Source organism: Acidovorax sp. JMULE5 (assembly GCF_013376875.1).
GTDB lineage: Bacteria > Pseudomonadota > Gammaproteobacteria > Burkholderiales > Burkholderiaceae_C > Acidovorax > Acidovorax facilis.
Map to the genome: position 1 here is coordinate 5292042 of NZ_CP035951.1, position 22753 is coordinate 5314794.

Annotated in this window: 25 protein-coding genes and 1 pseudogene; 11 read left to right on the top strand and 15 right to left on the bottom strand. The window is 66.0% G+C overall.

Going from position 1 to position 22753, the window contains the following annotated elements; all coding sequences use genetic code 11:
• Window positions 1-106: 106 nt before the first annotated feature.
• The 6 genes from modC to EXV95_RS24105 all read right to left on the bottom strand — a co-directional run bounded on the left by modC (window position 107) and on the right by EXV95_RS24105 (window position 4113).
• Window positions 107-1204, bottom strand: coding sequence for a molybdenum ABC transporter ATP-binding protein (gene modC, locus EXV95_RS24080; RefSeq protein ID WP_176888788.1), 1098 nt, complete (start codon window positions 1202-1204; stop codon window positions 107-109).
• Window positions 1204-1887 carry a molybdate ABC transporter permease subunit gene (modB, locus tag EXV95_RS24085; protein WP_176888789.1) on the bottom strand — a complete coding sequence of 228 codons (684 nt, stop codon included), beginning with the start codon at window positions 1885-1887 and terminating at the stop codon, window positions 1204-1206. The genes modC and modB overlap by 1 nt, the downstream gene beginning before the upstream one ends.
• Before the next feature lie 35 nt (window positions 1888-1922).
• On the bottom strand, window positions 1923-2690 hold the full coding sequence (gene modA / locus EXV95_RS24090) for a molybdate ABC transporter substrate-binding protein (protein ID WP_218135471.1): 768 nt from the start codon (window positions 2688-2690) through the stop codon (window positions 1923-1925).
• Between the two features lie 82 nt (window positions 2691-2772).
• On the bottom strand, window positions 2773-3003 hold the full coding sequence (locus EXV95_RS24095; RefSeq protein WP_176888790.1) for a DUF2798 domain-containing protein: 231 nt from the start codon (window positions 3001-3003) through the stop codon (window positions 2773-2775).
• A complete protein-coding gene (locus EXV95_RS24100; protein ID WP_176888791.1) occupies window positions 3000-3599 on the bottom strand; it encodes a flavodoxin family protein in 600 nt (199 codons plus the stop codon). Before EXV95_RS24100 ends, EXV95_RS24095 begins: the two co-directional genes overlap by 4 nt.
• Before the next feature lie 49 nt (window positions 3600-3648).
• On the bottom strand, window positions 3649-4113 hold the full coding sequence (locus tag EXV95_RS24105) for a DUF2938 domain-containing protein (RefSeq protein WP_176889170.1): 465 nt from the start codon (window positions 4111-4113) through the stop codon (window positions 3649-3651).
• A gap of 117 nt (window positions 4114-4230) precedes the next feature.
• On the opposite strand from EXV95_RS24105, the gene EXV95_RS24110 reads away from it, so the two are divergent.
• The gene (locus EXV95_RS24110) at window positions 4231-4674 is read left to right on the top strand and encodes a helix-turn-helix domain-containing protein (protein ID WP_176888792.1); all 444 of its coding nucleotides are present in this window, start codon (window positions 4231-4233) and stop codon (window positions 4672-4674) included.
• A gap of 26 nt (window positions 4675-4700) precedes the next feature.
• On the top strand, window positions 4701-5522 hold the full coding sequence (locus EXV95_RS24115) for a TOBE domain-containing protein (RefSeq protein ID WP_176888793.1): 822 nt from the start codon (window positions 4701-4703) through the stop codon (window positions 5520-5522).
• A gap of 125 nt (window positions 5523-5647) precedes the next feature.
• Here EXV95_RS24115 and EXV95_RS24120 read toward each other — a convergent pair.
• A pseudogene (locus tag EXV95_RS24120) lies at window positions 5648-6795 on the bottom strand (helix-turn-helix domain-containing protein).
• A gap of 178 nt (window positions 6796-6973) precedes the next feature.
• Between EXV95_RS24120 and EXV95_RS24125 the strand changes: the two are divergent.
• The 7 genes from EXV95_RS24125 to EXV95_RS24155 all read left to right on the top strand — a co-directional run bounded on the left by EXV95_RS24125 (window position 6974) and on the right by EXV95_RS24155 (window position 14856).
• Window positions 6974-7444 (top strand): (2Fe-2S)-binding protein, encoded by a 471-nt coding sequence (locus EXV95_RS24125; protein ID WP_055396291.1) that lies wholly within the window; start codon window positions 6974-6976, stop codon window positions 7442-7444.
• Between the two features lie 18 nt (window positions 7445-7462).
• Window positions 7463-9850 (top strand): xanthine dehydrogenase family protein molybdopterin-binding subunit, encoded by a 2388-nt coding sequence (locus EXV95_RS24130; protein ID WP_176888794.1) that lies wholly within the window; start codon window positions 7463-7465, stop codon window positions 9848-9850.
• Between the two features lie 11 nt (window positions 9851-9861).
• Entirely contained in the window at window positions 9862-10653 is a 792-nt protein-coding gene (locus tag EXV95_RS24135; protein ID WP_176888795.1) for a xanthine dehydrogenase family protein subunit M, read from the top strand.
• A gap of 133 nt (window positions 10654-10786) precedes the next feature.
• A complete protein-coding gene (locus tag EXV95_RS24140; protein WP_176889171.1) occupies window positions 10787-11701 on the top strand; it encodes a MoxR family ATPase in 915 nt (304 codons plus the stop codon).
• The gene (locus tag EXV95_RS24145) at window positions 11694-12926 is read left to right on the top strand and encodes a VWA domain-containing protein (RefSeq protein WP_176888796.1); all 1233 of its coding nucleotides are present in this window, start codon (window positions 11694-11696) and stop codon (window positions 12924-12926) included. Before EXV95_RS24140 ends, EXV95_RS24145 begins: the two co-directional genes overlap by 8 nt.
• Window positions 12927-12975: 49 nt before the next feature.
• Entirely contained in the window at window positions 12976-13602 is a 627-nt protein-coding gene (locus EXV95_RS24150) for a CoxG family protein (protein ID WP_176888797.1), read from the top strand.
• A gap of 165 nt (window positions 13603-13767) precedes the next feature.
• The gene (locus tag EXV95_RS24155; RefSeq protein ID WP_176888798.1) at window positions 13768-14856 is read left to right on the top strand and encodes an XdhC family protein; all 1089 of its coding nucleotides are present in this window, start codon (window positions 13768-13770) and stop codon (window positions 14854-14856) included.
• 2 nt (window positions 14857-14858) lie between these two features.
• On the opposite strand, the gene EXV95_RS24160 is transcribed toward EXV95_RS24155, so the two are convergent.
• The 8 genes from EXV95_RS24160 to EXV95_RS24195 form a co-directional block, all read right to left on the bottom strand.
• Window positions 14859-15368 (bottom strand): low molecular weight protein-tyrosine-phosphatase, encoded by a 510-nt coding sequence (locus tag EXV95_RS24160; protein ID WP_176888799.1) that lies wholly within the window; start codon window positions 15366-15368, stop codon window positions 14859-14861.
• Window positions 15369-15388: 20 nt separating this feature from the next.
• Window positions 15389-16078 (bottom strand): glutathione S-transferase family protein, encoded by a 690-nt coding sequence (locus tag EXV95_RS24165; RefSeq protein WP_121507165.1) that lies wholly within the window; start codon window positions 16076-16078, stop codon window positions 15389-15391.
• A gap of 136 nt (window positions 16079-16214) precedes the next feature.
• The gene (locus EXV95_RS24170; RefSeq protein ID WP_162995995.1) at window positions 16215-16385 is read right to left on the bottom strand and encodes a hypothetical protein; all 171 of its coding nucleotides are present in this window, start codon (window positions 16383-16385) and stop codon (window positions 16215-16217) included.
• A 94-nt stretch (window positions 16386-16479) separates the two neighbouring features.
• Window positions 16480-17379 carry a transglutaminase family protein gene (locus EXV95_RS24175; protein ID WP_121507164.1) on the bottom strand — a complete coding sequence of 300 codons (900 nt, stop codon included), beginning with the start codon at window positions 17377-17379 and terminating at the stop codon, window positions 16480-16482.
• Window positions 17380-17653: 274 nt separating this feature from the next.
• Window positions 17654-18262 carry a histidine phosphatase family protein gene (locus EXV95_RS24180; RefSeq protein ID WP_370460149.1) on the bottom strand — a complete coding sequence of 203 codons (609 nt, stop codon included), beginning with the start codon at window positions 18260-18262 and terminating at the stop codon, window positions 17654-17656.
• On the bottom strand, window positions 18234-19202 hold the full coding sequence (locus EXV95_RS24185) for an MBL fold metallo-hydrolase (RefSeq protein WP_176888800.1): 969 nt from the start codon (window positions 19200-19202) through the stop codon (window positions 18234-18236). The genes EXV95_RS24180 and EXV95_RS24185 overlap by 29 nt, the downstream gene beginning before the upstream one ends.
• Before the next feature lie 126 nt (window positions 19203-19328).
• Complete coding sequence (locus EXV95_RS24190; RefSeq protein WP_055396266.1) at window positions 19329-19697, bottom strand: hypothetical protein; 369 nt, start codon at window positions 19695-19697, stop codon at window positions 19329-19331.
• Between the two features lie 19 nt (window positions 19698-19716).
• Window positions 19717-20469 (bottom strand): IclR family transcriptional regulator, encoded by a 753-nt coding sequence (locus EXV95_RS24195; protein ID WP_176888801.1) that lies wholly within the window; start codon window positions 20467-20469, stop codon window positions 19717-19719.
• Between the two features lie 90 nt (window positions 20470-20559).
• Here EXV95_RS24195 and EXV95_RS24200 point away from each other — a divergent pair, with 90 nt between their 5' ends.
• Both EXV95_RS24200 and EXV95_RS24205 read left to right on the top strand, forming a co-directional pair.
• Entirely contained in the window at window positions 20560-21408 is an 849-nt protein-coding gene (locus EXV95_RS24200; RefSeq protein ID WP_176888802.1) for an SDR family oxidoreductase, read from the top strand.
• A complete protein-coding gene (locus EXV95_RS24205; protein WP_176888803.1) occupies window positions 21405-22739 on the top strand; it encodes an NAD(P)/FAD-dependent oxidoreductase in 1335 nt (444 codons plus the stop codon). The genes EXV95_RS24200 and EXV95_RS24205 overlap by 4 nt, the downstream gene beginning before the upstream one ends.
• Window positions 22740-22753 lie beyond the last annotated feature (14 nt).

The following is a 22753-nucleotide window of genomic DNA, read 5'->3' on the forward strand; positions in this document are numbered from 1 at the left end:
CCCACCCTTGTTTTTTGGCGGTCATCATACGACCGATGGGAGGCCCTGGCGGCCACTGGGTTCGCCTGTGGGGCCTTCGGTGGAGAGGCCCGGATTGCGCAGCCCATCAGTTCACGATGGCAATGCCCTTCACCTGCACAAATACGGGTTGGCCGGGCGCCAGCGCTAACGTCTGGGCCGAGCGTTGCGTGACCCGCGCCAGCAGGCGTGTGGTGCCTGCATCCAGGGCCACCATCATTTGCCCGGGGCTGTCTTCGCCCAGCGCTACCACCGTGGCTGGAAGCACGTTGAGGATGCTGGTGTCGCTGGGTGCGGTGAGTGCCAGGCTTACATCACGCGCCTGCACGCGCAGCCGGATGGGCTCGCCCGTGGCGTGTGCCTTGGGGCTGACCAGCATCAGGTGCCCACCGCTGAATGCCACGGTGGTGATGTGGTCGTGCGGGTCGTGCTGTTGCACCGTGCCTTCGATCACCGTGGCGGCGGTGTCGCCATGGGCCAGGGGCAGGTCCAGCCGCACTATCAGTTCGTTGGTGCGGCCCTGTGCCAGTACACGGCCCTCACGCAACAGCACCATGTGCCCGGCCAGACTTGCCACCTCGTCGATGGCGTGGCTCACATACAGCATGGGGATGTCGAGGGTGTGTTGCAGCCTCTCCAGATAGGGCAGGACCTCGGCCTTGCGCTGGGCGTCCAGGGCAGCCAGGGGTTCGTCCATCAGCAGCAGGCGGGGGCTGGTGGCCAGCGCGCGGGCGATGGCCACGCGCTGGCGCTCTCCGCCCGACAAGGCCGGGGGCTTGCGGTCCATCAGGTGGTAGATGCCCAGCAAGTCCACCGCCTGCTCCAGCGCCACCTTGCGGCGTGCGGGGGGCGTGCGCTTCAGGCCGTAGTCGATGTTTCCACGCACGCTCAGGTGGTCGAACAGGCTGGCCTCCTGGAACACATAGCCCAGGCCCCGCTCGTGTGTGGCGCGCCAGATTGTCTGTGCATCGTCCTGCCACACCTCGCCGTGGACCACGACCCTCCCAGGTTGCGCGCGCTCCAGACCGGCAATCGCGCGCAGGCAGGTGGTCTTGCCGCAGCCCGAGGGGCCGAAGAGGGCGGTCACACCACGGCCGGGCAATTGCAGGTCCACATCCAGCGTAAACCCGGGGCGAGTCAGCGTCAGTTGCGCGGTGATCTGTGCCGAAGAGGCAGTGGTGGCCATCACTGCACCATCGACAAAGTTTTGCGGCGGGTGAGGTTCAGCCCCAGCAGCACTACAAACGAAAACAGCACCATGCCGCCCGCCAGCCAGTGCGCCTGGGTGTATTCCAGCGCCTCGACGTGGTCGTAAATCTGCACAGACACCACGCGCGTGACGCCCGGGATGTTGCCGCCCAGCATGAGCACCACACCAAACTCGCCCACTGTGTGCGCAAAGCTCAGGATCGCGGCGGTGATGAACCCGGGGCGCGCCAGCGGCAGCGCTACGGTGAGGAAACGGTCCAGCGGCCCTGCGCCCAGCGTGGCCGCAGCCTCCAGCGGGCGCCGGCCGATGGCTTCAAAAGCGTGCTGCAGGGGCTGCACCGCAAAAGGCAGCGAATAGATGAGCGAGCCCACCACTAGCCCCCAGAAGGTAAAGGGAAGGGTGCCGAGCCCCAACCACTGCGTGAACTGCCCCAGGGGGCCGTTGGGGCCGAGCGTGACCAGCAGGTAAAAGCCGATCACCGTGGGCGGCAGCACCAGCGGCAGCGCCACCACGGCCGAGACCGGGCCGCGCCAGCGCGACGGCGTGTGCGCCAGCCACCAGGCCAGCGGCGTGCACAGCACCAGCAGCAACACCATGGTGGTGCCCGCCAGCCGCAGCGTGAGGCCGATGGCAGCCAGATCAGCGCTGGAAAATGGCATGAAGATGGGCGATCCGTCGATGGGGCTATAGGCGGTCAGAAACTATAGCCGTACGATTGAATGATTGCGCGCGCCTTGCTGCCGCGCAGGTAGGTCAGCAGTGCGCTGGCCGCGGCGCTGTCCTTGCCTGGCATCAGCAGCACGGCATCTTGTCGGATGGGTTCGTGCAGGCTCGCCGGCACCTGCCAGGCCGAGCCACTGCGGATCTTCCCATCGGCCATCACCTGCGACAGCGCCACAAAGCCCAGCTGCGCATTGCCGGTGGAGACAAACTGGAAGGTCTGGGCGATGTTCTCGCCTAGCACCAGGCGCGGCTGCAGGGCCGTCGCCACGCCCAGCTTTTCCATCACCTGCAGGGCTGCCGCGCCATAGGGCGCCAGCTTGGGGTTGGCAATGGCCAGGTGCTTGAAATCACCCGACTTGAGCACATCGCCCTTGGCGTCCACGGTGCCGGGTTGTGCGCTCCACAGCACCAGCGTGCCGATGGCATAGGTAAAGCGCGAGTGGGCTACGGCCTTGCCCTCGCGCTCCAGCCGGGCAGGCGTGGTGTCGTCGGCCGACAGCAGCACCTGAAATGGCGCCCCGTGGGTGATCTGCGCGTAAAACTTGCCGGTGGCACCGAACGAGAGCTCGGCCTTGTGGCCCGTGTCGGCCTCAAAAGCTGCGGCGATCTTCTGCATGGGCGCCGTGAAATTGGCGGCCACCGCGACCGAGACGGTGTCGGCATGTGCCACCCCTAGCATGGCCCATGCAACACCAGCACAGGCGAGGGTGCGGATCATGGATGCGGCGAGGTGGGGCATGGTGGCTGGCGCAAAAGCGCTATTCGTTTATGGAATAGCGAGAGTATAGGCAAGGTCGTGAGTTTTCCCTGCCTGCCTCTGTCTATCCATCACGCGCGACGACCCGCGCCACCACCTTGCGGGCCAGCGGTGCCGCCAGCATGACCGCCGGGAAGGCGAACAGCCACCCCGTGAGCCACGCGCCCGCCCAGAGGCCTAGAAACCCCTGGTCCACCTGCGCGGCTCGAAAGGTGGAGATGCCGGACACCAGCAGCGACATCACGCCCGACAGGATGAAGCTGAACAGCACGGGGCCGTAGCGGGCGGGGATCATGCAGCCACCGCCTCGGCGGGTTGGTGTGCCGCCACACCGCCCAGGCGCAGCAAGGTCTCGGCGAAATGCTGCCCAAACATGCGGGCGGTCTTGGTATCGCCTGGCACAAACGCATCCGCTGCCGCCCCATGGCCTGCCTGCGCCATCAGGCCCGACCAGGATCCGAGCCGGTTGGCTGCTTCGTCATACGGAACCCCGGTGTGCTGCTCGGGCAGGATGGGGTTGCCCACCCACACCATGCCGTGCTGCATGGCAAACACCCACATCGACAGCAGTGTGGACTGCTTGTCGCCCGCAGGCAGCGACGACACGGTGAAGCCCGCCGCGAGCTTGTTCTTGAGCTGCTGCGTTTTCCACAGACGGCCGGTGGCGTCCATGAAGGTCTTGAACGGCCCGGAGACTCCGCCCAGGTAGGTGGGCGAGCCCAGGATGAAGCCGTCGTAGTGCAACAGGCTGTCGGGTGCATGGGCCAGGTCTTCGGCTTGGCGTAACTCGGCATGGATGCCGCAAACGCCCTGGGCGCCCTCCAGAACGTGGCGGGCGATGTGTGCGGTGTGCCCGTGGGCGCTGTGATAAATGATGGCGATGGTTTTCATGGCATGGGTTCCAAACAAGTGATTTCGAGGGGAAAAACGCGCAGAACCGTCATCGAGAAATCAGTGCGATGGCGAGCGCAGACAGGTACAGGCCGAAGCCAAAGACGGTGTGGTTGGCCAAGCTGCGCAGGCAGTTCTTGAGCGGCGTGGGCGTGCGCGATGCCGCAAAGCCCGAGCCCATGGCGGGCTGCATCACCAGCAGCGGCGCCGCCACGGTGCAGACGCCCACGGCCAACGCGGGCAGCAGGGTGGGGCTGCGTACCCAGTCGGCGCCCTGGAGGCCGACCAGCACGGTGGCAAACGCCACGCCCACGGCGTAGTGCGTGAGCCAGCCCCAGGCCAATTCCCCCCGGATGGGCACCGCCTTGGCGATGGCGGCATGGGCCAACTGGCCCCGAAACAGATGGCCAACCCAGCGGCCGATGAAGGCGAAGTTGAGGGTGGGGACGCCCAGGCGCTTGAGCAGCAAAAGCCATGCGTCCATGACGGCGGTGGCGCCGATGCCTATCAGCATCGCGAGGGGGAATTCTTGCAGTGGGAGTGTCATCAAAGCACCTCGAAAAGTTGACGGAAGGAGGTTTTGAATGGAATATAGAAGTTCAAGTCAACTTGAAGTCAAGGGGTTTTTTTGATGGACATTGCCGAAGTCGCCAAACGCTCCGGGCTGCGGGCCTCCACACTGCGGTATTACGAAGAAAAAGGGTTGATCCACTCGGTGGGAAAACCGGGTGAGCGCCGCCGTTTTGCGCCGGGCGTGCTGGACCAGCTGGCGCTGATTGCGCTGGGGCAATCGGCCGGGTTCTCGCTGGACGACATCCGTGCCATGTTTTTGCCCAGCGGCGAGCCCAGCATTGACCGACAACTGCTGTCGGCCAAGGCCGATGAACTCGATGCCATGGTCAAACGCCTCAAGGCCATGAGCAACGGCCTGCGGCATGCGGCGGCCTGCCCGGCCGAGAGCCATGCGCAATGCCCCTCCTTCCAGCGGCTGCTGAAGGCCGCAGCGACTGGCGCGCTGGAACGCCAGCAGAAGCTTGCAAAGCCTGTCACGGGGCTGCGCCGCAAGGCGGCATGAAGGGAGCGCTCAGGCATCATCCGCGCATGCCTGTTTCTCTTTCTCTCACGGATGCGCTGGGCCATGCCCTGGCCGACAAACGCATCGACATCCTGCGCCAGATTGGCACCTGTGGCTCCATCTCTCAGGCCGCGCGTGCCGTGGGCGTGAGCTACAAGGCTGCGTGGCAGGCGGTGGACACGCTGACCAATCTGGCGGGCACGCCGCTGGTGGCCCGCGCGGTGGGTGGGGCAGGGGGCGGCGGTGCGCAGCTGACCGAGGCGGGGCACCAGCTGCTGGCGGCGGCAAATGCGATGGCGCAGGCGCGTGGCGCTGTGCTGTCGCGCTGGCAGGCCACGCCCCATGCGGGCCCTGCGCTGGCGCGGCTGACGGTGCGCACCAGCATGCGCAACCAGTTGCCGTGTGTGGTGGAGCGGCTGGTGGTGCAGGGGCAGATCGTGGCGGTGCACCTGCGGTTGGGCAATGCGGGCGATGCCGATGGTGCCGCAATGGGCGTGCCCGCAGCACTGGCCGCGCGCATCACCCGCGAGAGTGCGGAGCTGCTGGGCCTGCAGCCGGGGCTTGCCGTGCAGGCGCTGTGCAAGGCCACGGCCGTGCGCGTGGAGCGGGGTGGTCGTTTGGCATCAGCGTCTGGGTCTGCGGTGGCCGATGCACCCGGCATCCACCGCCTGCCCGCAAAAGCCACGCGCGTGGTGCGGGGCGAGTCGGGCGATGAGGTGTCTGCCGAGCTGTCGGGTGGTTTGCAGATGGTGGGTTTTGCGGCGCCCGGCAGTGGCCTGCGCGCGGGCAGCCCGGTCGCGCTGGTGGTGGAAGACAATGCCGTGGTCCTGGCCTTGGCCGAGGTCTGATACTGGGCCCGTTGTGGGAATTTGGCTATATATTTTATAGCTATTGGCGATTGCTGAATAAGCGCTAGAGGCCAATTTGACGCAAATATCTGCTACGCCTTGTTGGCAGGTGCCGCAGCCGCCGATCACAGCCCCTTGGGATGCCCCAGTTTGCGGTACACCGTGGCGCGGCTGATGCCGAGCACCCGGGCAGCTTCTGCCACATTGCCACGGGCGTCTTGCACGGCTTGGCGAATCAGGGCAGTTTCGGCCTCGCGCAGCGGTGCGGCGGTGGGGGGGCGCCCACCAGCGCCGGGGACAGGGTGGCAACAGGCTGGCTGGTGCCACGAGCGTTTTCTGGCCGTTGCGCTAGCGCCTGCAGGCGCAGGCCCGACCACAGGGGCAAATCGATCGGCTGCGCCGGGTGCCGCCGCGCAGCATCGAACAACATGGCCCACGGCATAGCCAGCAGGTCGCTGGCGTGGGTGGGCGCACCCGGGGTGCGCAGTGGCTGGGGCACCAGTTGGCGGGCCATGCTGTTGCAGCCCACCACAAATCCATCGCCGTCCAGTGCCAGCAGGCCGTCGCCCTCGCTGCCCAGCGGGCCACCGGGCCAGTTCACGCGCAGCAGCAGGGCATGGGGCAATTGCAGCAGCAAGGCGTCTTCCATGGCGCGGGCCGATCGGGCCACAAGGTGGCGCAGCTCGGGCCGCTCGGGCACATCCACGCCGGTCAGGTCCAGCATGCCCACACACTGGCCCTGCGGGTCGAACAGCGGTGCGCCTGCACAGCTGTAGCTGGCGTTGTCATCAAAGAAGTGTTCGCCCCGGTGCAGCCACACCGGCTGCAGTTCGGCCAGCGCAGCGCCGATGGCTGTGGTGCCCACGGCCGCTTCCGACAGGTCGATGCCCACGCGGCCAATGGCGCTGGCGCGCGGGTCGCCCGGGTCGCAATGGCCTTGCACGTCTACCACGATGCCGCGTGCGTCCGTCAGCATGGCGAAGTAGTGCATGCCCGCAATCGCGCGGGTGAGCTGTTGCAGCACGGGCCGTGCCGCGCGCAGCAGGTGGTGGTTTTGCTCCTGGCTGCGGCGCAGCGCCGTGGCGCTGACGGCGTCAAATGCCACACGGTGGGTGGGGTTGAGCCCCTGGGCCAGGCAGCGTTGCCACGACCGTGCAATCCATGGCTCCACCTCGGCCCGCAGGGGCGCTGCGCCATCCGCCAGCAGGCTCTGGCGCGCCTGTGCAATCAGTGCGTGGCGGTGGGCGGGGGACGTGGGCGCGGAGGACAGCATGGTGAACCGGATCCTTGAGCTGCGCATGATGCGCTGGTGTGCGCTGCAACATGTTTCATTTTGAGAATATCCGGCCGGGGCTGCCGGAAATCTAGGGTTGTCCCTAGGGATGGGTGGTGGGGCGCGGCTGAAGATGCGCGAGGTCAGTCCAGCCAAAACCTATTCAGGAGACAGCCAGATGCAAGTCCAGTTCACGGTCAACGGGCGCGCTGCCAGTGTTGACGTCCCCCCCAATACCCTGCTTGTCCATGCGCTGCGAGAGCACCTGCTGCTCACCGGCACCCATGTGGGTTGTGACACCAGTCAGTGCGGGGCGTGCACGGTGCATGTGAACGGCAGGGCCGTCAAATCCTGCGCCATGCTGGCGGTGCAGGCCCAGGGGGCCGAGGTGACCACCATCGAAGGCATGGCCACCCCCGACGGCACCATGCACCCCATGCAGGCCGCGTTCAAGGAGTGCCATGGCCTTCAGTGCGGCTTCTGCACCCCGGGCATGGTGATGAGCGCGGTGGACCTGTGCAAGAACCACCCCAACGCCAGCGAAGGCGAGATCCGCGAGCTGCTCGAAGGGAACATCTGCCGCTGCACGGGCTACCAGAACATCGTGCGCGCAGTGCAGGTTGGCCAAAAAGCCATGGCGTCGGCTTAAACACAAAGGAGAAGAACCATGGGTGCATCCGACTTTTCCAAGCTGCCGCACATCGGCGAATCGCTCAAGCGCAAGGAAGACTACCGCTTCCTGACCGGCGCAGGCCAGTACACCGACGACGTGGTGCTGGCCGCGCAAAGCCATGCGGTGTTTGTGCGGTCACCACACGCACACGCCAGGATCAACAGCATCAACGTGGAAGCGGCAAAGGCCGCACCCGGTGTGCTGGGCGTGTTCACCGGTGCTGACGTGGCGGCCGACAACATCAACGGCCTGCCTTGCGGCTGGCTCATTACCAGCACCGACGGTCAGCCCATGAAGGAGCCGCCACACCCCATCCTGGCCCAAGGCAAGGTGCGCTATGTGGGCGATCATGTGGCCATCGTCGTGGCCCTCACGCAGCAGCAGGCGCGCGATGCCGCCGAGCTGGTGGAGGTGGACTACGACGTGCTGCCCGCCGTGGTCAGCGTGGCCGATGCCGCAGCAGGCACCGTGTCGGGCGCAGGGCTGCATGACGCAGCGCCGGACAACCATTGCTACAAATGGGCCATTGGCGACAAGGGCGCGGTGGACGCCGCATTTGCCAACGCCGCCCATGTGACCAAGCTCGACCTGGTCAACAACCGGCTCATCCCCAACGCGATGGAACCGCGTGCCGCCATTGGCAGCTACAGCCGCGCCAATGACGAATACACGCTGTACGTCAGCAACCAGAACCCGCACGTCGAGCGACTGCTGATGACGGCGTTTGTGATGGGCCTGCCCGAGCACAAGGTGCGCGTGATTGCGCCCGACGTGGGCGGTGGCTTTGGCTCCAAGATCTTTTTGTATGCCGAGGACGTGTGCCTGACCTGGGCGGCCAAGAAGCTCAACCGCAACATCAAGTGGGTGGCCGACCGCAGCGAGTCCTTCGTGTCGGACGCGCATGGCCGCGACCATGTGAGCCATGCCGAAATGGCGATGGACAAAGACGGCAAGTTCCTGGCCATGCGCGTGCACACCGACGCCAACATGGGCGCCTACCTCAGCACCTTTGCCAGTGCCGTGCCCACCATCCTGTATGCCACCTTGCTGGCAGGCCAGTACACAACGCCGCAGATCTATGTGGAGGTGGATGCCTGGTTCACCAACACCGCCCCGGTCGATGCCTACCGGGGCGCGGGCCGGCCCGAGGCCACCTACCTGCTGGAACGGCTGGTGTCGCGCTGTGGCTGGGAGATGGGCCTGGGCCAGGACGAAATCCGCAAACGTAACTTCATCACCAGCTGGCCCTACCAGACGCCCGTGGCACTGCAGTACGACGTGGGCGACTACCACGCCTGTATGACGCAAGCGCAGGAACTGGCCGACGTGGCGGGCTTTGCGGCGCGCAAGGCGGCCAGCGAGGCCAAGGGCTTGAAGCGTGGCATCGGCTACAGCAGCTACATCGAAGCGTGTGGGATTGCGCCGTCCAACATCGCGGGCGCCCTGGGCGCGCGCGCAGGTCTGTTTGAATGCGGCGAAGTGCGTGTGCATCCCACGGGCAGCGTGACGGTGTTCACCGGCTCGCACAGCCACGGCCAGGGGCACGAGACCACCTTTGCGCAGGTGGTGGCCGCGCGCCTGGGCATCCCTGTGGAGAACGTGGACATCGTGCACGGCGACACGGGCCGCGTGCCGTTTGGCATGGGTACCTATGGCTCGCGCTCCATCAGCGTGGGCGGCGCGGCCATCATGAAGGCGCTGGACAAGATCGAGGCCAAGGCCAAGAAGATTGCGGCGCATTTGATGGAGGCCAGCGACGCCGACATTGACTTTGCCAACGGCGAGTTCACCGTGCGGGGCACCGACAAGAAAATTCCATTCGGATCGGTGTCCCTGGCGGCTTATGTGCCACACAACTACCCGCTTGACGTGCTGGAGCCGGGCCTCAACGAAACCGCGTTCTACGACCCGACCAACTTCACCTTCCCTGCAGGAACCTACATCTGCGAGGTGGAGGTGGACCCGGCCACAGGCAGCACCCGCGTAGACAAGTTCACGGCCGTGGACGACTTCGGCACCATCATCAACCCCATGATCGTGGAAGGCCAGGTGCACGGCGGCCTGGTGCAGGGCATTGGCCAGGCGCTGATGGAAAACTGCGTGTATGACCGCGAGACGGGCCAGCTGCTCACCGGCAGCTTCATGGACTACGCCATGCCGCGCGCCGACGACTTCCCCGAGTTCAAGCTGGGCCATGTCTGCACGCCCTGCACGCACAACCCGCTCGGTACCAAGGGCTGCGGCGAGGCCGGGGCCATTGGTTCGCCACCGGCTGTGATCAACGCCGTGCTCGACGCCCTGCACCCGCTGGGCGTCAAAGAGTTCGACATGCCCGCATCGCCCCACCGCGTGTGGGAAGCGATTCAAAGTGCCAAAGCCTGAGGAGAACCAGCATGTACGCATTCACCTTTGAAAATCCCTCCTCCACCGCAGCCGCTGCACAGCTCATCGCCCAGGGCGGCAAGCTGCTGGCCGGTGGCCAAAGCCTGCTGCCGTCGATGCGGCTGCGCCTGGCCAATCCAGAGAAGATCGTTGACCTCAACAGCATCCCCGAGCTGGCGGGCATCCGCCGCGAGGGCAACGCGCTGGTCATCGGCGCCATGACGCGCCACATGGATGTGGCCAACAGTGCGGACGTAAAGGCTGCGATTCCCGCACTGGCCGACTTGGCCGCGCACATTGGCGACCGGCAGGTGCGCGCACGCGGCACGCTGGGTGGTTCGGTGGCCAACAACGACCCAGCGGCCTGCTACCCGAGCGCCGTACTGGGCCTGGGCGCCACCGTGATCACCAACCAGCGCGAGATTGCGGCCGACGACTTTTTTGTGGGCATGTACACCACGGCGCTGGAAGAGGGCGAGATCATCACCGCCATCCGCTTCCCCATCCCCAAGCGCGCTGCGTACCTCAAGTTCAAGCAGGCTGCATCGCGCTTCTCGCTGGTGGGTGTGTTTGTGGCGCAGACCGACGGCGGTGTGCGCGTGGCCATCACGGGCGCGGCCAGCAGCGTGTTCCGGCATGCGGTGCTGGAGGCAGCGCTGAACCAGAGCTTTACGCCCGCATCGGCGGCGGCGGTGAAGATCGATGCAAGCGATCTCAACGCTGACATCCACGCCAGTGCGGCCTATCGCGCCAACCTCATCAGCGTGCAGACCCAAAGAGCAGTAGCGCAAATCCTGGGCTGATGGGGGATAGCACCCGCGCCCGGCATATTGCATCCAGGGGCGGGTGTTTGAATGAAATTGGCCTCTAGCGCTTTTCTATCAAGCGCTATTAGCTATAGAAACTATAGTAATGAACGTTTCCCCTCCCGTGCCCATGACCGCGCCTGCGCTGTCCTCCATCGACGCCCTGGTGTCTGCCTTGCAGGGCGTGGGCTACTTTGCCGACCGGCGCCTGGCCACGGCCGTGTTCCTGGCGCTCAAGCTGCAGCGCCCGCTGTTGTTGGAAGGCGAGCCCGGTGTGGGCAAGACGGCACTGGCCAAGGCCTTGGGCGAAGTGCTGGAGCGCAGCCTCATCCGCCTGCAGTGCTACGACGGCCTGGAGCAGCGCGAGGCTCTGTACGAATGGAACTACGCAGCCCAACTGCTGCACATGCGTGCTGCTGAAGGCAAAGGAACGGCCGACATGGCGCAGGTGGAACGCGAGGTGTACCAGGACCGCTACCTCATTCGCCGCCCCTTGTTGCAGGCACTGCAGGCGCCAGAACCCGGCGCCGTGCTGCTCATCGACGAAGTGGACCGCGCCGACGAGCCCTTCGAGGCCTTCCTGCTCGAATACCTGGGCGAGTACCAGGTCAGCATCCCCGAGATCGGCACCGTGCGCGCCACGGCCACGCCGGTCACCATCCTCACCAGCAACCGCACACGCGACCTGCACGACGCTGTCAAACGCCGCTGCCTGTACCACTGGCTGGACTACCCCGAGCGCGAGCGCGAGCTGGCCATCGTGCGCGCCCAGGTGCCAGATGCCAGTGCGGCCCTGGCCGTCCAGGTAGCAGATTTTGTAGGCCGACTGCGCAGCCAGCCCTTCGCCAATGCCTTTCAGCGTGCGCCCGGCATTGCCGAGAGCGTGGAGTGGGCCAAGGCGCTGGTCGCGCTCGACACCATCGTGGTGGACCCCGAAGTGGTGTCCGACACCGCAGGCATCTTGTTCAAGCAGCGCGAGGACGTGGCTGCGCTCACGCGCGACATGGCGGCGCAGTTGCTGCAACCCGCTGAGGCCGATGCCTGAGGGCTCAACCGTGGCAGAGGTCAAAACGATCTCCCAGCTGGGCGATGCCCGCACGGGCAAGCTCGCCGACAACCTGAGCGGTTTTGGCCGCACCCTGCGCCGCGCTGGTGTGCGTGTGGACGCCGCCCGCATGGCGCTGGCCCAGCAGGCGGTGATGCTGGTGGGCCTGCGGCGTGAGGATTTCAGTGCCGCACTGGAGGCCGTGCTGGTCAGTCGCGAGCAGGACCGGTTGGTCTTCCGCGAGTTGTTCGACGCGTACTTTCGCAATCCCAACGTGGCGCAGAAGCTGCTGGCGCAGATGCTGCCCAGCGCTGAGTCCAAGGCCGAGCCCGCCAAACGCCGCCCGCGCGTGAGCGAGGCGCTCGCCCCCGTGCGTGCGGCCCGCAACGCGCCCCCGCCGCGGGAGGACGAGAAGATCGATTTCGACGCCGCCATGACGGCCAGCGACCTGCAGCGCCTGCGGCAGGCCGACTTCAACCAGCTCTCTGCCAGCGAATACCTGCTGGTGGAGCGCCTGGCGCGAGATGTGCCCTTGCCCCTGCCGCGCTACGCCGCCCGCCGCACCCGCCCCGGTGTGCGCGGCAGCCGCCCGCACTGGCCCGGCGCCATGCACCACGCGGCCCGCAACGGGGGCGAGGTGCTGCGCATCCCGCTGCTGCAGCGGCGCCAGCAACCGCTGCCGCTGCTGGTGCTGGTGGATGTGTCCGGCTCCATGGAGCGTTACGCGCGGCTGCTGCTGGCGTTTTTGCATGCCGCCACGGCACCGCGCCACACCGGCGATGCCGTGCGCCGCGACGTGTTTGCGTTTGGCACCGGGCTGACCGACCTCACGCCCGCCTTTCGCCTGGCCGACACTGACGCGATGCTGCAGGTGGCCAGCCATTCCATCAATGATTTTGCGGGGGGCACCCGCATGGGCGACAGCCTGGCCCAGCTGCGTTTGCAGCATGCCCGGAGGCTGGTGGGGCGGCGCACCCTGGTGCTGCTGATCAGCGACGGGCTGGACACAGGCACGCCCGAGGTGCTGGCGCAGGAACTGGGCTGGCTGCGCCGCCATTGCGGACGCCTGCTCTGGCTGAACCCGCTGCTGCGTTTTGAGGGCTATGCGCCCACGGCACGCGGCGCCGCCGAGTTGCACCGCCAGGCCCACGGCATGGTGGCCGTGCACAACCTGAGCCGCCTCCAGGATCTGGCGGCCAGCCTGGCGGCCGTGCTGCGGCAGTGACTGATTTCAGAAATAACCAGACAACACCAGACAACACAAGGAACCCACCATGGAAATGCAAGCCAGCCGCACCCTTGCCGTGAGCCAGCAGCAGGCCTGGGAGGCGCTCAACGATCCTGAGGTGCTCAAGCTGTGCATCCCCGGCTGCGACAAGGTCGAGGCGACCGGTGACAACCAATACGCGGTCGCCATGGCGCTCAAGATCGGCCCCGTGTCGGCCAAGTTTGCGGGCAAGATCACGCTGTCGGACATCGTGCCGCCAGAGAGCTACACCATCACCTTCGACGGATCGGGTGGTGTGGCAGGCTTTGGCAAGGGCAATGCGCAGGTCAAACTGGTGCCTTTGCCCGTGGATGCCGCTGGGCAGGAAAGCTGCGAGCTGCACTACACCGTGCATGCCACGGTGGGCGGCAAGATCGCTCAGCTGGGACAGCGGCTCATCGACGGCGCGGCCAAGAGCATGGCAGAGGATTTTTTCAAGCGCTTTGACAACGAAATGCAAAGCCGCCATCCGCGCGCGCCGGCAGACGATGGTGCGGCATCCTCCGAAGCGCCTACCGAGCCTGGGGCACTGGCGGCGTCGGCGGGGGAGGATATTCCCCCCAGCGGCATTCCGGTTTGGGTCTGGGTGGTGGGCGCGGCGGCGCTGGTGCTGATAGCCTGGGCAATCAATTGACTCCACCTGAGCCGCTTCGCGTCTTCCCCCTGAGGGGGACGCCTCCGGTGGCCCGGCAAAGCCGGATCCACGGTGGCGCTGGCCTGGGCGCCGCGCGGTTTCAGACGCAGCGGGCGTAGATGGGAATATCTGAATAAGCGGTAGAAATGAATTGGTGACGGAACGATGGAAAACCTGGATGTGATGGTGTTGCGCACGCTGCAGGGCTGGCGGGCCGCCGGGCGGCGGGCGTTGCTGGCGACGGTGGTGCGCACGTGGGGCTCTTCACCCCGACCGGTGGGCTCCATCATGGCGCTGTGCGAAGACGGTTCGGTGGTGGGGTCTGTGTCGGGCGGGTGCATTGAGGACGATCTGATTGACCGTCATACGCGGGCCTACGCGCAGGGCGCGCCCACGGCGAATGCGGTCGGAGACAAGGATCACCGCATTCCCAGCGGCCCGCCGACGTTTGTGAAATACGGCGTCACTGCCGACGAGGCGCACCGCTTCGGCTTGCCCTGTGGCGGAACGCTGGAGTTGCTGCTGGAGTACGACCCGGCCCCGGACAGCCTGGCAACACTGATCACCGCGCTGGAGGCTGGGCGCCTGATGCAGCGCAGTGTGCGCTTGGTCGACGGCGCGGTCACGCTAACGCCTGCGGCAGCGCCCACCGAGCTGGCGGTGGATGCTGAGCGGCTTACCAACACCTTTGGGCCCGAGTACCGCATGCTGCTGATCGGCGCAGGCCAGCTGGCGGAATACCTGGCCACCATGGCGCTGTTCAACGGGTTTGCGGTAACGGTGTGCGACCCGCGCGAGGAATACCGGGGCAGCTGGAACGTGCCTGCCGCCACGGTGGTGAGTGACATGCCCGACGACGTGGTGCTGGCTTTCAAGCCCGACCGGCGCAGTTGCGTGGTGGCCCTCACGCACGACCCCAAGCTCGACGACCTGGCGCTGCTGGAGGCGCTGAATACCGACGCGTTTTATGTGGGCGGCATCGGCTCGCGCCGCAACAACGAGGCGCGCCGCGCCCGCATGATCGAACACTTCGACCAGACCGAGGAGAGCCTGGCGCGCCTGCGCGGACCGATCGGCATCTACATCGGCAGCAAGACACCACCCGAGATTGCGGTGAGCGTGATGGCCGAAATTTTGGCCGTCAAAAACGGTGTCACCCTGCCGCGCGACATGGAAGTGGCCCAGGCCAAGAATGACCGGGAGCTGGCGCACAACGACCCCGGTGCGCTGGTGTGTGGGGTGCGCGCCGCGTAGTGCTAAAGCGGCCTGGACCGCCGCTGCAACTGCTGCCGCACATGTTGCAGCAGGCCATCACAGGCGTCTTCCACCAGGTCCAGCACCTGTTCAAAACCAGCGGCCCCGCCGTAGTACGGATCGGGCACCACGGGGCTGTCGAACCGTTGGCAGAACTCTGTCATTCGGCGCAACTTGCGGGCGTGTTCGGGTGGACAAAGGTCTTGCGCAAGGGCCAGGTTGTCCCAATCCATCGCCAGAACCAGATCGTGGCGTTCAAAGTCGTTGGCCAGCATCTGCCGAGCGCGCAGATCCGACAGGTCGTAGCCCCGTTGCGCCGCATGGCGTTGGGTGCGGTCATCCGGTGCCTTGCCGGGGTGGTAGTTGTGGGTGCCTGCCGAGTCCACACGCACCTGGCTGGCCAAACCACTGTGAACCACCTTGTGCCGGAACACGCCGTGGGCCGTGGGGCTGCGGCAGATGTTGCCCATGCACACAAAAAGCACCGAGTAGGTAGCGACGCGGTCAGGCATCTCTGTGATCCCGACGATGTTCAGGCGGACATCACCACCGGGCCACCCTTGGCAATGCCGCGCTGGTACGCGGGGCGGGCCTCCATGCGCTGCTTGTAGGCCAGAAGGTTGGGGCACGCACCGGCCTTGCTGGCGCGTGAGAGGGCGGCCTCCACCGCAAAGCTCATCTGAAAATCGGCCATGGTGAGGTGCTCGCCCGCAAACCAGCGGTGCGTGCCCAGGTGCTGCTCCATGAAGTCGAGCGCGGTGTTCACATTGGGGTCGATCAATTTCTCCTGCACCGTGCCGCACAGTGCCTTGGCGATGGGCTTGACGAAGAACGGCATGGGCTGGGTGGGGATGGTCATGAACACCAGCTTCATCACCAGCCAGTTCATGAGCGAGCCTTCGGCGTAGTGCATCCAGAAGCGGCACTGGCGGTACTCTGGCGTGCGCGGCGCCGGTTGCAGGTGGGCCAGGTCGCCGCCCGCCTGGGCACCGTAGGTTTCCACCAGGTATTCGATGATCGCGCCCGACTCGGCGATGACCTCTTTGCCGTCGGTGATCACCGGTGATTTGCCCAGTGGGTGGATCTTCTTGAGTTCGGGCGGGGCCAGCTTGGTGGCCTTGTCGCGCTGGTAGATTTTCAGCTCGTAGGGAACACCCAGTTCTTCGAGCAGCCAGAGAACGCGCTGCGAGCGCGAGGTTTCGAGGTGGTGGACGGTGATCATGGGTGAATATTGGCACAGGTTGCCGGAGCAAGGCGCCACCGGCCGGGTGGTGTGAAAGCCCCAGAAAGCAAAAAGCCCTCTGGCGAGGGCTTTCTTGCAAGGAACCAACCGCAGTCGGCCCGTGGCGATCTGGCGATCAGCCGCCCTTCTTGGAGCGCTTGCCAGGGTTCTTCTTGCTGCGGGTTGCCACACCGCGTTCCAGGCTCACGCGCTGGCCACGGCCGGGAGTGGCCAGTGTGTAGCCGGGCACGGGCGTAGGGCGGGGGGTGCGCTTGCGGTCTGCTTCGGTGACGATCTTGTTGCCCATGGTAGGTCTCTGAGTTGGTGGAAAAAGGAGAGATTTTAGGCCACAGCCGGGTTGCCGGGCTTTCAAAGGTGTTTGGCAGGTGTTTTGTGGGTGCTCAGGCCGCCACAAAACCTGCGGCCACACCCGCCGCCACACCTGCGCCGTGGTCGGTGGACAGCGCTTGTGTGCAGTGGCGGGGCAACTCAAAACCCCGCGCGGCATCCTGAATGGCCATCGTACGGATCACGGGGGGCTTGGCCCATACGCCACCGAAGATGGTGGCAAAGGCCACATCGGCCGCATCCCTCCCCACACCAAACCGCAGCAGGCCCATGGGGATCGCCGTGCCAGACGGGTCAAAGATGTACCAGCGGTCGCCCAGGTACACCTCCACATAGGCATGAAAGTCGGGGGGGCCCAGGGCCGGGTCAGCGCCGTAGTCGGTTCCGGTGGTGAAGCGGGCCGGGATGTTGATGGCGCGGCACAAGGCAATCATGAGGTGGGCGAAGTCACGGCACACGCCCACCTGCTCCACCAGCGTGTCCACCGCAGAGGTGTTGGAGTTGGAAGTGTTGGAGGTGAACGCCACGTGCCGCTGCACCCAGTCGCAGATCGCCTGCACGCGGCTGTGCCCTTGCCACAGCGCACCAAACTCGTTCGTCGCCAGGCGCAGCAGCCGGTCGGACTGGCAATACCGGCTGGGGTAGATGTAGCCCATTACCTCTTGCGGCAGGCGCCTCACCGGTACTTCTGCCAATTGGGAGGGGTCGATGCGGTAGTGGTTGATATCGACCGTGGCTGAATACGACAGCTCCAGCGTGCCGGGCTCGCCATGCAGCCGCAGGTACCGGTTGCCCGTGGCTGGATCGGTATGAATGTGGTGGGCAATGGGCTGGTTGATGACCAGGCGCTCTGCGCTTACCGACTGGTTGGGTGTCTGCGCCGCGTGGATGTTGAAGACAAAATCGGCACCATGCTGGTCCACCTCGTAGCTCAGATCAATCTGCAGCTCCATGCGTACGCGGTCATGGCTTGGCTGGTCTGCAGGGGCTGTGCCGACTTGCTGGGCGGGGTAGGGGGCAGGCCAGGTGGCAGCGTTCGGGGTATTTGACTGCGGGGGAGGGCTTTGGGTGTTTGCCATGGGCATGTCCTTCGTGCACCGCGTTCCGGGGCATCCGGCACAGCAGCGTGGCTTGAGGATAGTCCTTTCCCCCGCGCCCGATGTAGGCGAACGACCCGCCGCCATGCCCGCCCGCTACCCATTCGCGGGAAGCCGCCAGGTCACCCCGTCAGGCGGGTATGGCAAGACGCGCCAGGACCTCGACATTGCCACTGCGATCTGCCCGGAGAATCAGTCCTTCGCCCGAGCTGGTGTTGGTATTTGCCAGGTCGGACAGCACAAACATGTGGGTGAACCACACTTCGAAACGACCGGGCTGGGACGACGCTGTGGCCAGCGCAGTGCGCAGTTCACGCAGGTGGGCAGCACCGGTGGTCTCCGGGCTGCCCCGGGGCGACCCGAGTGCCGCCCAGACCTGCGGCGTACCAAAGGCGAGGGTGGCACTGTCCACGCAGCGGCACCAGGGGCTCGACAAAACCTTGCCCGGTTGCAGTTGGCGCTGCTGAAACCACGCCCCCACGCTGCGTGCCTGGGCGCGGCCTTCGTCGTTCAGGTTGCGCTGGGTGCTGCAGTCACCCAGGCGGAATCCGGGGGGATCAAACGTGCCGGGGGCCAGCGCGTGGCGGAAGGCGGCCACCACCCCGCCCTTGCGCAACAAGGCTTCGGCATTCGAGTCTTGCGCCGCCCAGCTGCGCAGGCTGGCAAACGCCAGCCCGGCGCCCAGCACCGCGCGACGGGCAATGCGTGGCTCAGGCGGCAGGCTGGAAGGCATAGCCATTGCCAGAAGCCGCCATGCGGCCAAACGCCGGGAACGGGAAGTGGAAGCCGCCCAGCATGGCATTGCTGGCGGTGATCCGCTGGAACACATCGCGCCGCACCTTGCGCGCAGCCTCGGCATCCATGTCAAACGTCACAGCCCAGTCGGGGTTGCGCGCAAACAGCGCGGGCACATTGGTCAGGTCTGCCACGTAGAAGAACTTCTGGCCCGACGAGGTCAGCTCGAACAGCGTATGGCCCGGCGTGTGGCCGTAGGCCGCCACGGACTTGATGCCTGGCGCCACTTCCGCATCGGCCGCAAACTGCACCAGCGTGTCTGCGGGCATGGTGGCAAAGGTGCGGCGCACGTTATCGAATGCACCCTTCATGCCAGCGGGCGCTGCGGCCATGCGGGCGTCGTCCATCCAGAACGCGTGTTCGGCGGCGGGCACCATCACCTTGGCCTTGGGGAAAACCAACTCACCGGCCTTGTTGCGGATGCCATTGATGTGGTCGCCGTGGTAGTGGCTGATCAGCACGGTGTCGATGTCGGCTGCCTGCATGCCCGCCGCGCGCAGGCTGTCGAGCAGCTTGCCGGTGGTGGCGCCACCAAACTCGCCCAAGCCGGTGTCGATGAGGATCTTGCGCGCGCCTGCCACCACCAGAAAGGGTGTGTAGGGCACGTCGATGTGGTCGGTGGGCAGTCCTTGCGATGCCAGCAGCGCACGCACCTCGGTCAGCGGCGCGTTCTTCACAAATTCCTCTCCCAGCGGGCGGCGCGTGATGCCATCGTTCAGCGCAATCACCTCCACGTCGCCCACCTTCATGCGGCGAAAGCCGGGGCTGGGCAAGGTGGGGGTTCCGAAGTTGGGCGCGTTCTGGGCCCACACGGGGACAAACGAGCCCGCTGCGTAAACGGTGGTGGCCAGGCTTGCACCCAGGAAGTGGCGGCGTGACAGCATGAAACTCTCCGGTCTTGAGTTGAACTGAGGAGTCGCAACTGTAGCGATGCCCGAGAGATTGCCGCTTGCCGACGCGCTAACCTGTTCGCAACGTGGGGCTTTTGCTGGTAATTGGGGCTATGGAGGCTATTCGATCGCGAAGGCGTCGCGCAACGCACCGCAAAAGTCAGCATTTCCGCTGATTGTCAAGGTGATCGTGGTCCGGGGTGGGGCGGGGTTGCCTGCCGCCGCGCGCAGTTGCCCGGCGGTGTCATCAAACGTCAGCACCAGCGGTGTGCTGACCTCCTGCACGCCCTGCAAGTCGTAGTGCCATATGCCCCCATCTTCCGACGGGCCACAGGCATCGGGCCAATGCTGGTGCGCCCAGACCAGCACGGCGCTGATCTCAGCATGTAATGCGGGAATCTGCGCGGGCTGCACGCTCGCCATGGCGTCAAACGTACCTACGTCGTCCGCGTCTTCGCTGTAGTCAAAATCAAGGTAGTTCAGGTTCATGGTGTCCGTTCAAGCGATGTCATGTCCAGGTGCGGCCCAGCGCCTGGGCGGCTTCGCCCAGGCGGGTCACCTGCTGCAGCGCCTGCGCCAGAGGCATGCGTGCCGCCGGTGCTTGCAGCGCCACCGCGCAGCGTACCCGGCGCCGACCGCTGCCCAACACAGGCACGGCGACGCAGACGAGGCCATCCACAAACTCTTCGGCGTCTGTGGCGTAACCCTGCCGCAGGATCTGCTCCAGCTCGGCCTCTAGGGCGGTGCGGTCGGTCAAAGTGGTGGCCGTGTGGCGGGTCAGCGGCAGTCCGTCCAGGATCGCCGCCCGGCGCGCGGCCGACAGGTGGGCCAGAAACAGCTTGCCGCTGGCCGAGCAGTGGATGGGCACGCGCGTGCCGGGCCGCAGCTCCATGCGCAGCGGAAAGGCCGACTCCACGCGGTCCAGGTAGATCACCTCGGCGCCGCTGAGCGCCGTGAGGTTGCAGCTCTCGCCAATATCGGCCACCAGCTGGCGCAGCACCGCATGGCGCACGCCATGCTGGGTGCCCGCGCTGAGCGTGCTTTCGGCCAGGCGCAGGAGGCGGGGTGCGGGGGTGTAGTGGCGCCCATCGGGCTCGCGCGCCAGCAGGCCACCGTTTTCGAGCTGGCCCAGCATTCGGTGCACGCTGGGTTTGGGCCAGCCTGTTGCCTCGATGGCGTCCGCCAGGCTGAAAGGGCGGCCATGGGCGCACATGATTTCCAGCAGTTCAAACAGGCGCAGGCTGGGGGATGAGTTGGTCATAAATCCCGGAATTCGAGACGAATCCATAAAACATTTCGGGATTATTGAGCATTGTGGCTAAGCTGCAAACCAACATTTCACGGGGTGCTCATGGCGGCGACTTTTCAGAACGCGGTACTCACAGGCGCTTGTGGTGGCTTGGGCCAGGCCCTGGCGCGGGAGCTGATCGGCCAGGGCGCTGCCGTGGCGCTGGTGGGGCTTCACTTGCCCACGTTGCGGGCACTGGCTGCGCTGGCGCCTGGGCGCTGCGCGGTGTACACGCCCGATGTGGCCGACAGCACCGCGATGCAGGCCATGGCGGCCGACTGGATGGCGCTCTCGGGCGCGGTGCCCGACCTCGTCATTGCCAACGCGGGCGTGGCAGGCGGCTTTGACACTGCCGAAGCCGACGACCTCGCCGTGCTGCGCCGCATGCTGGAGATCAACCTGCTGGGCGCGGCCACCACCTTTCAGCCGTTTGTGAAAGCCATGCGCGCGCAGCGGCGCGGCGCCCTGGTGGGTGTGGCCAGCATTGCAGGCTGGCGCGGCATGCCGGGCAACGGTGCCTATTGCGCGAGCAAGGGCGGGCTCATCCGCTACCTGGAGAGCCTGCGTGCCGAGCTGCGCGGCGAATCCATTGTGGTCAGCACGGTGAGCCCTGGCTACCTTCGCACCGCGCTCACGGCGGGCAACCGTTTTGCCATGCCGGGCCTGATGGAGCCCGAAGCCGCTGCCCGGGACCTGCTGGCGGGCGTCGCGCAAGGTCGTACCCACATCGTGCTGCCCGCGCGCATCGGCTGGCTGGCCCGCTTGCTGAACCTGTTGCCCGATGCCCTGCACGACCGCCTGCTGCTGGGCCAGCCGCGCAAGCCGCGCGTGGGCGAGGCGGGGGCCACGGCCATTCCGGGCCTGCCGTTGCCTACGGAGACACCGATACACAACGAAAGCAAAAACGCATGACAACGGAGACAACACCCACTGTGGCAGATACCCGCACCCAGATCGCCCTGATAGGCGCAGGCCCCAGTGGCCTGGCGGCTGCGCGCAACCTGCAAAAGCTGGGGGTGCCCTTCCAGGGCTTTGAAGCACACACCGACGTGGGCGGCCTGTGGAACATCGAGAACCCGCGCAGCACGGTCTACGAATCGGCACACCTCATCTCCAGCAAACACACCACGGAGTTCACCGAATTCCCCATGCGACCCGAGGTGGCCGACTACCCCAGCCACCGCGAGATGCGGCAGTACTTCATGGACTTTGCCGCGCACTTTAGTTTGCGCCCGCACTACTGGTTTGGTACCCGCGTGCTGAAGGTCGAGCCCGTGGGCGAGGGCGCAGCGCCGCTGTGGCGCGTCACCTGGAGCCAGCACGGCGGACCCGCGCAGACCGCAGAGTTCAAGGGTGTGGTGATTGCCAATGGCACGCTGGCCGAGCCCAACATGCCGCGCTTTGAAGGCCAGTTTGATGGCGAACTGCTGCACACCAGCGCCTACAAAAGCGCCGAGCTGTTCAAGGGCAAACGCGTGTTGGTGGTGGGCGCGGGCAACTCGGGCTGCGACATCGCCGTGGATGCGGTGCATTACGCGCGCAGCGTGGATCTGTCGGTGCGGCGCGGCTACTACTTTGTGCCCAAATACGTGTTCGGCCAGCCTGCCGACACGCTGGGGGGCAAGCTCAAGATGCCGCCCTGGCTCAAGCAGAAGATCGACAGCGTGGTGCTGCAGTGGTTCACCGGCGACCCGGCGCGGTTTGGCTTGCCCAAGCCCGACTACAAGATGTACGAATCGCACCCCGTGGTGAACTCGCTGGTGCTGCACCACCTGGGCCATGGTGACATCCATGTGAAGCCCGATATTGCGCGTCTGCAGGGCCACACCGTGTTCTTCAAGGACGGTAGCGCGCAAGACTACGACCTCGTGCTCTGCGCCACCGGCTACAAGCTGCACTATCCTTTTATCGACCACAGCCTGCTCAACTGGAACGGCATGGCGCCGCAGCTGTACCTCAACATCCTGTCGCCGCGCTTCGACAACCTGGCGGTGATGGGGATGATCGAGGCCAGCGGCATCGGCTGGCAGGGCCGTTACGAGCAAGCGGAGCTGGTAGCGCGCTTTTTCAAGGCGCAGTCTGAAGGATCACCGCGCGCCGAGGCCCTGCGCCAGGCCAAGGCCGGGCCGCCACCCGATCTGTCGGGTGGCTTCAAGTACCTCAAGCTCGAACGCATGGCGTACTACGTGCACAAGGACACCTACCGCAACGCGGTGCGGGCAGCGGCCGCTGCCCTGGCATGAAAGCCCCCCTGAGG

Bases quoted from the DNA above. Each gene is read 5' to 3' on its own strand.
- EXV95_RS24105 (WP_176889170.1), bottom strand. From the start codon at position 4,113: ATGCTGATAGGCATCGGCGCCACCGCCGTCATGGACGCATGGCTTTTG.
- modB (WP_176888789.1), bottom strand. From the start codon at position 1,887: ATGCCATTTTCCAGCGCTGATCTGGCTGCCATCGGCCTCACGCTGCGG.
- modC (WP_176888788.1), bottom strand. From the start codon at position 1,204: ATGGCCACCACTGCCTCTTCGGCACAGATCACCGCGCAACTGACGCTG.
- EXV95_RS24185 (WP_176888800.1), bottom strand. From the start codon at position 19,202: ATGCTGTCACGCCGCCACTTCCTGGGTGCAAGCCTGGCCACCACCGTT.
- EXV95_RS24155 (WP_176888798.1), top strand. From the start codon at position 13,768: ATGGAAAACCTGGATGTGATGGTGTTGCGCACGCTGCAGGGCTGGCGG.
- EXV95_RS24175 (WP_121507164.1), bottom strand. From the start codon at position 17,379: ATGGAGCTGCAGATTGATCTGAGCTACGAGGTGGACCAGCATGGTGCC.
- EXV95_RS24095 (WP_176888790.1), bottom strand. From the start codon at position 3,003: ATGATCCCCGCCCGCTACGGCCCCGTGCTGTTCAGCTTCATCCTGTCG.
- EXV95_RS24195 (WP_176888801.1), bottom strand. From the start codon at position 20,469: ATGACCAACTCATCCCCCAGCCTGCGCCTGTTTGAACTGCTGGAAATC.
- EXV95_RS24180 (WP_370460149.1), bottom strand. From the start codon at position 18,262: ATGGCTATGCCTTCCAGCCTGCCGCCTGAGCCACGCATTGCCCGTCGC.
- EXV95_RS24160 (WP_176888799.1), bottom strand. From the start codon at position 15,368: ATGCCTGACCGCGTCGCTACCTACTCGGTGCTTTTTGTGTGCATGGGC.
- EXV95_RS24115 (WP_176888793.1), top strand. From the start codon at position 4,701: ATGCCTGTTTCTCTTTCTCTCACGGATGCGCTGGGCCATGCCCTGGCC.
- EXV95_RS24170 (WP_162995995.1), bottom strand. From the start codon at position 16,385: ATGGGCAACAAGATCGTCACCGAAGCAGACCGCAAGCGCACCCCCCGC.
- EXV95_RS24100 (WP_176888791.1), bottom strand. From the start codon at position 3,599: ATGAAAACCATCGCCATCATTTATCACAGCGCCCACGGGCACACCGCA.
- EXV95_RS24140 (WP_176889171.1), top strand. From the start codon at position 10,787: ATGACCGCGCCTGCGCTGTCCTCCATCGACGCCCTGGTGTCTGCCTTG.
- modA (WP_218135471.1), bottom strand. From the start codon at position 2,690: ATGCCCCACCTCGCCGCATCCATGATCCGCACCCTCGCCTGTGCTGGT.
- EXV95_RS24205 (WP_176888803.1), top strand. From the start codon at position 21,405: ATGACAACGGAGACAACACCCACTGTGGCAGATACCCGCACCCAGATC.
- EXV95_RS24135 (WP_176888795.1), top strand. From the start codon at position 9,862: ATGTACGCATTCACCTTTGAAAATCCCTCCTCCACCGCAGCCGCTGCA.
- EXV95_RS24125 (WP_055396291.1), top strand. From the start codon at position 6,974: ATGCAAGTCCAGTTCACGGTCAACGGGCGCGCTGCCAGTGTTGACGTC.
- EXV95_RS24190 (WP_055396266.1), bottom strand. From the start codon at position 19,697: ATGAACCTGAACTACCTTGATTTTGACTACAGCGAAGACGCGGACGAC.
- EXV95_RS24200 (WP_176888802.1), top strand. From the start codon at position 20,560: ATGGCGGCGACTTTTCAGAACGCGGTACTCACAGGCGCTTGTGGTGGC.
- EXV95_RS24150 (WP_176888797.1), top strand. From the start codon at position 12,976: ATGGAAATGCAAGCCAGCCGCACCCTTGCCGTGAGCCAGCAGCAGGCC.
- EXV95_RS24145 (WP_176888796.1), top strand. From the start codon at position 11,694: ATGCCTGAGGGCTCAACCGTGGCAGAGGTCAAAACGATCTCCCAGCTG.
- EXV95_RS24165 (WP_121507165.1), bottom strand. From the start codon at position 16,078: ATGATCACCGTCCACCACCTCGAAACCTCGCGCTCGCAGCGCGTTCTC.
- EXV95_RS24130 (WP_176888794.1), top strand. From the start codon at position 7,463: ATGGGTGCATCCGACTTTTCCAAGCTGCCGCACATCGGCGAATCGCTC.
- EXV95_RS24110 (WP_176888792.1), top strand. From the start codon at position 4,231: ATGGACATTGCCGAAGTCGCCAAACGCTCCGGGCTGCGGGCCTCCACA.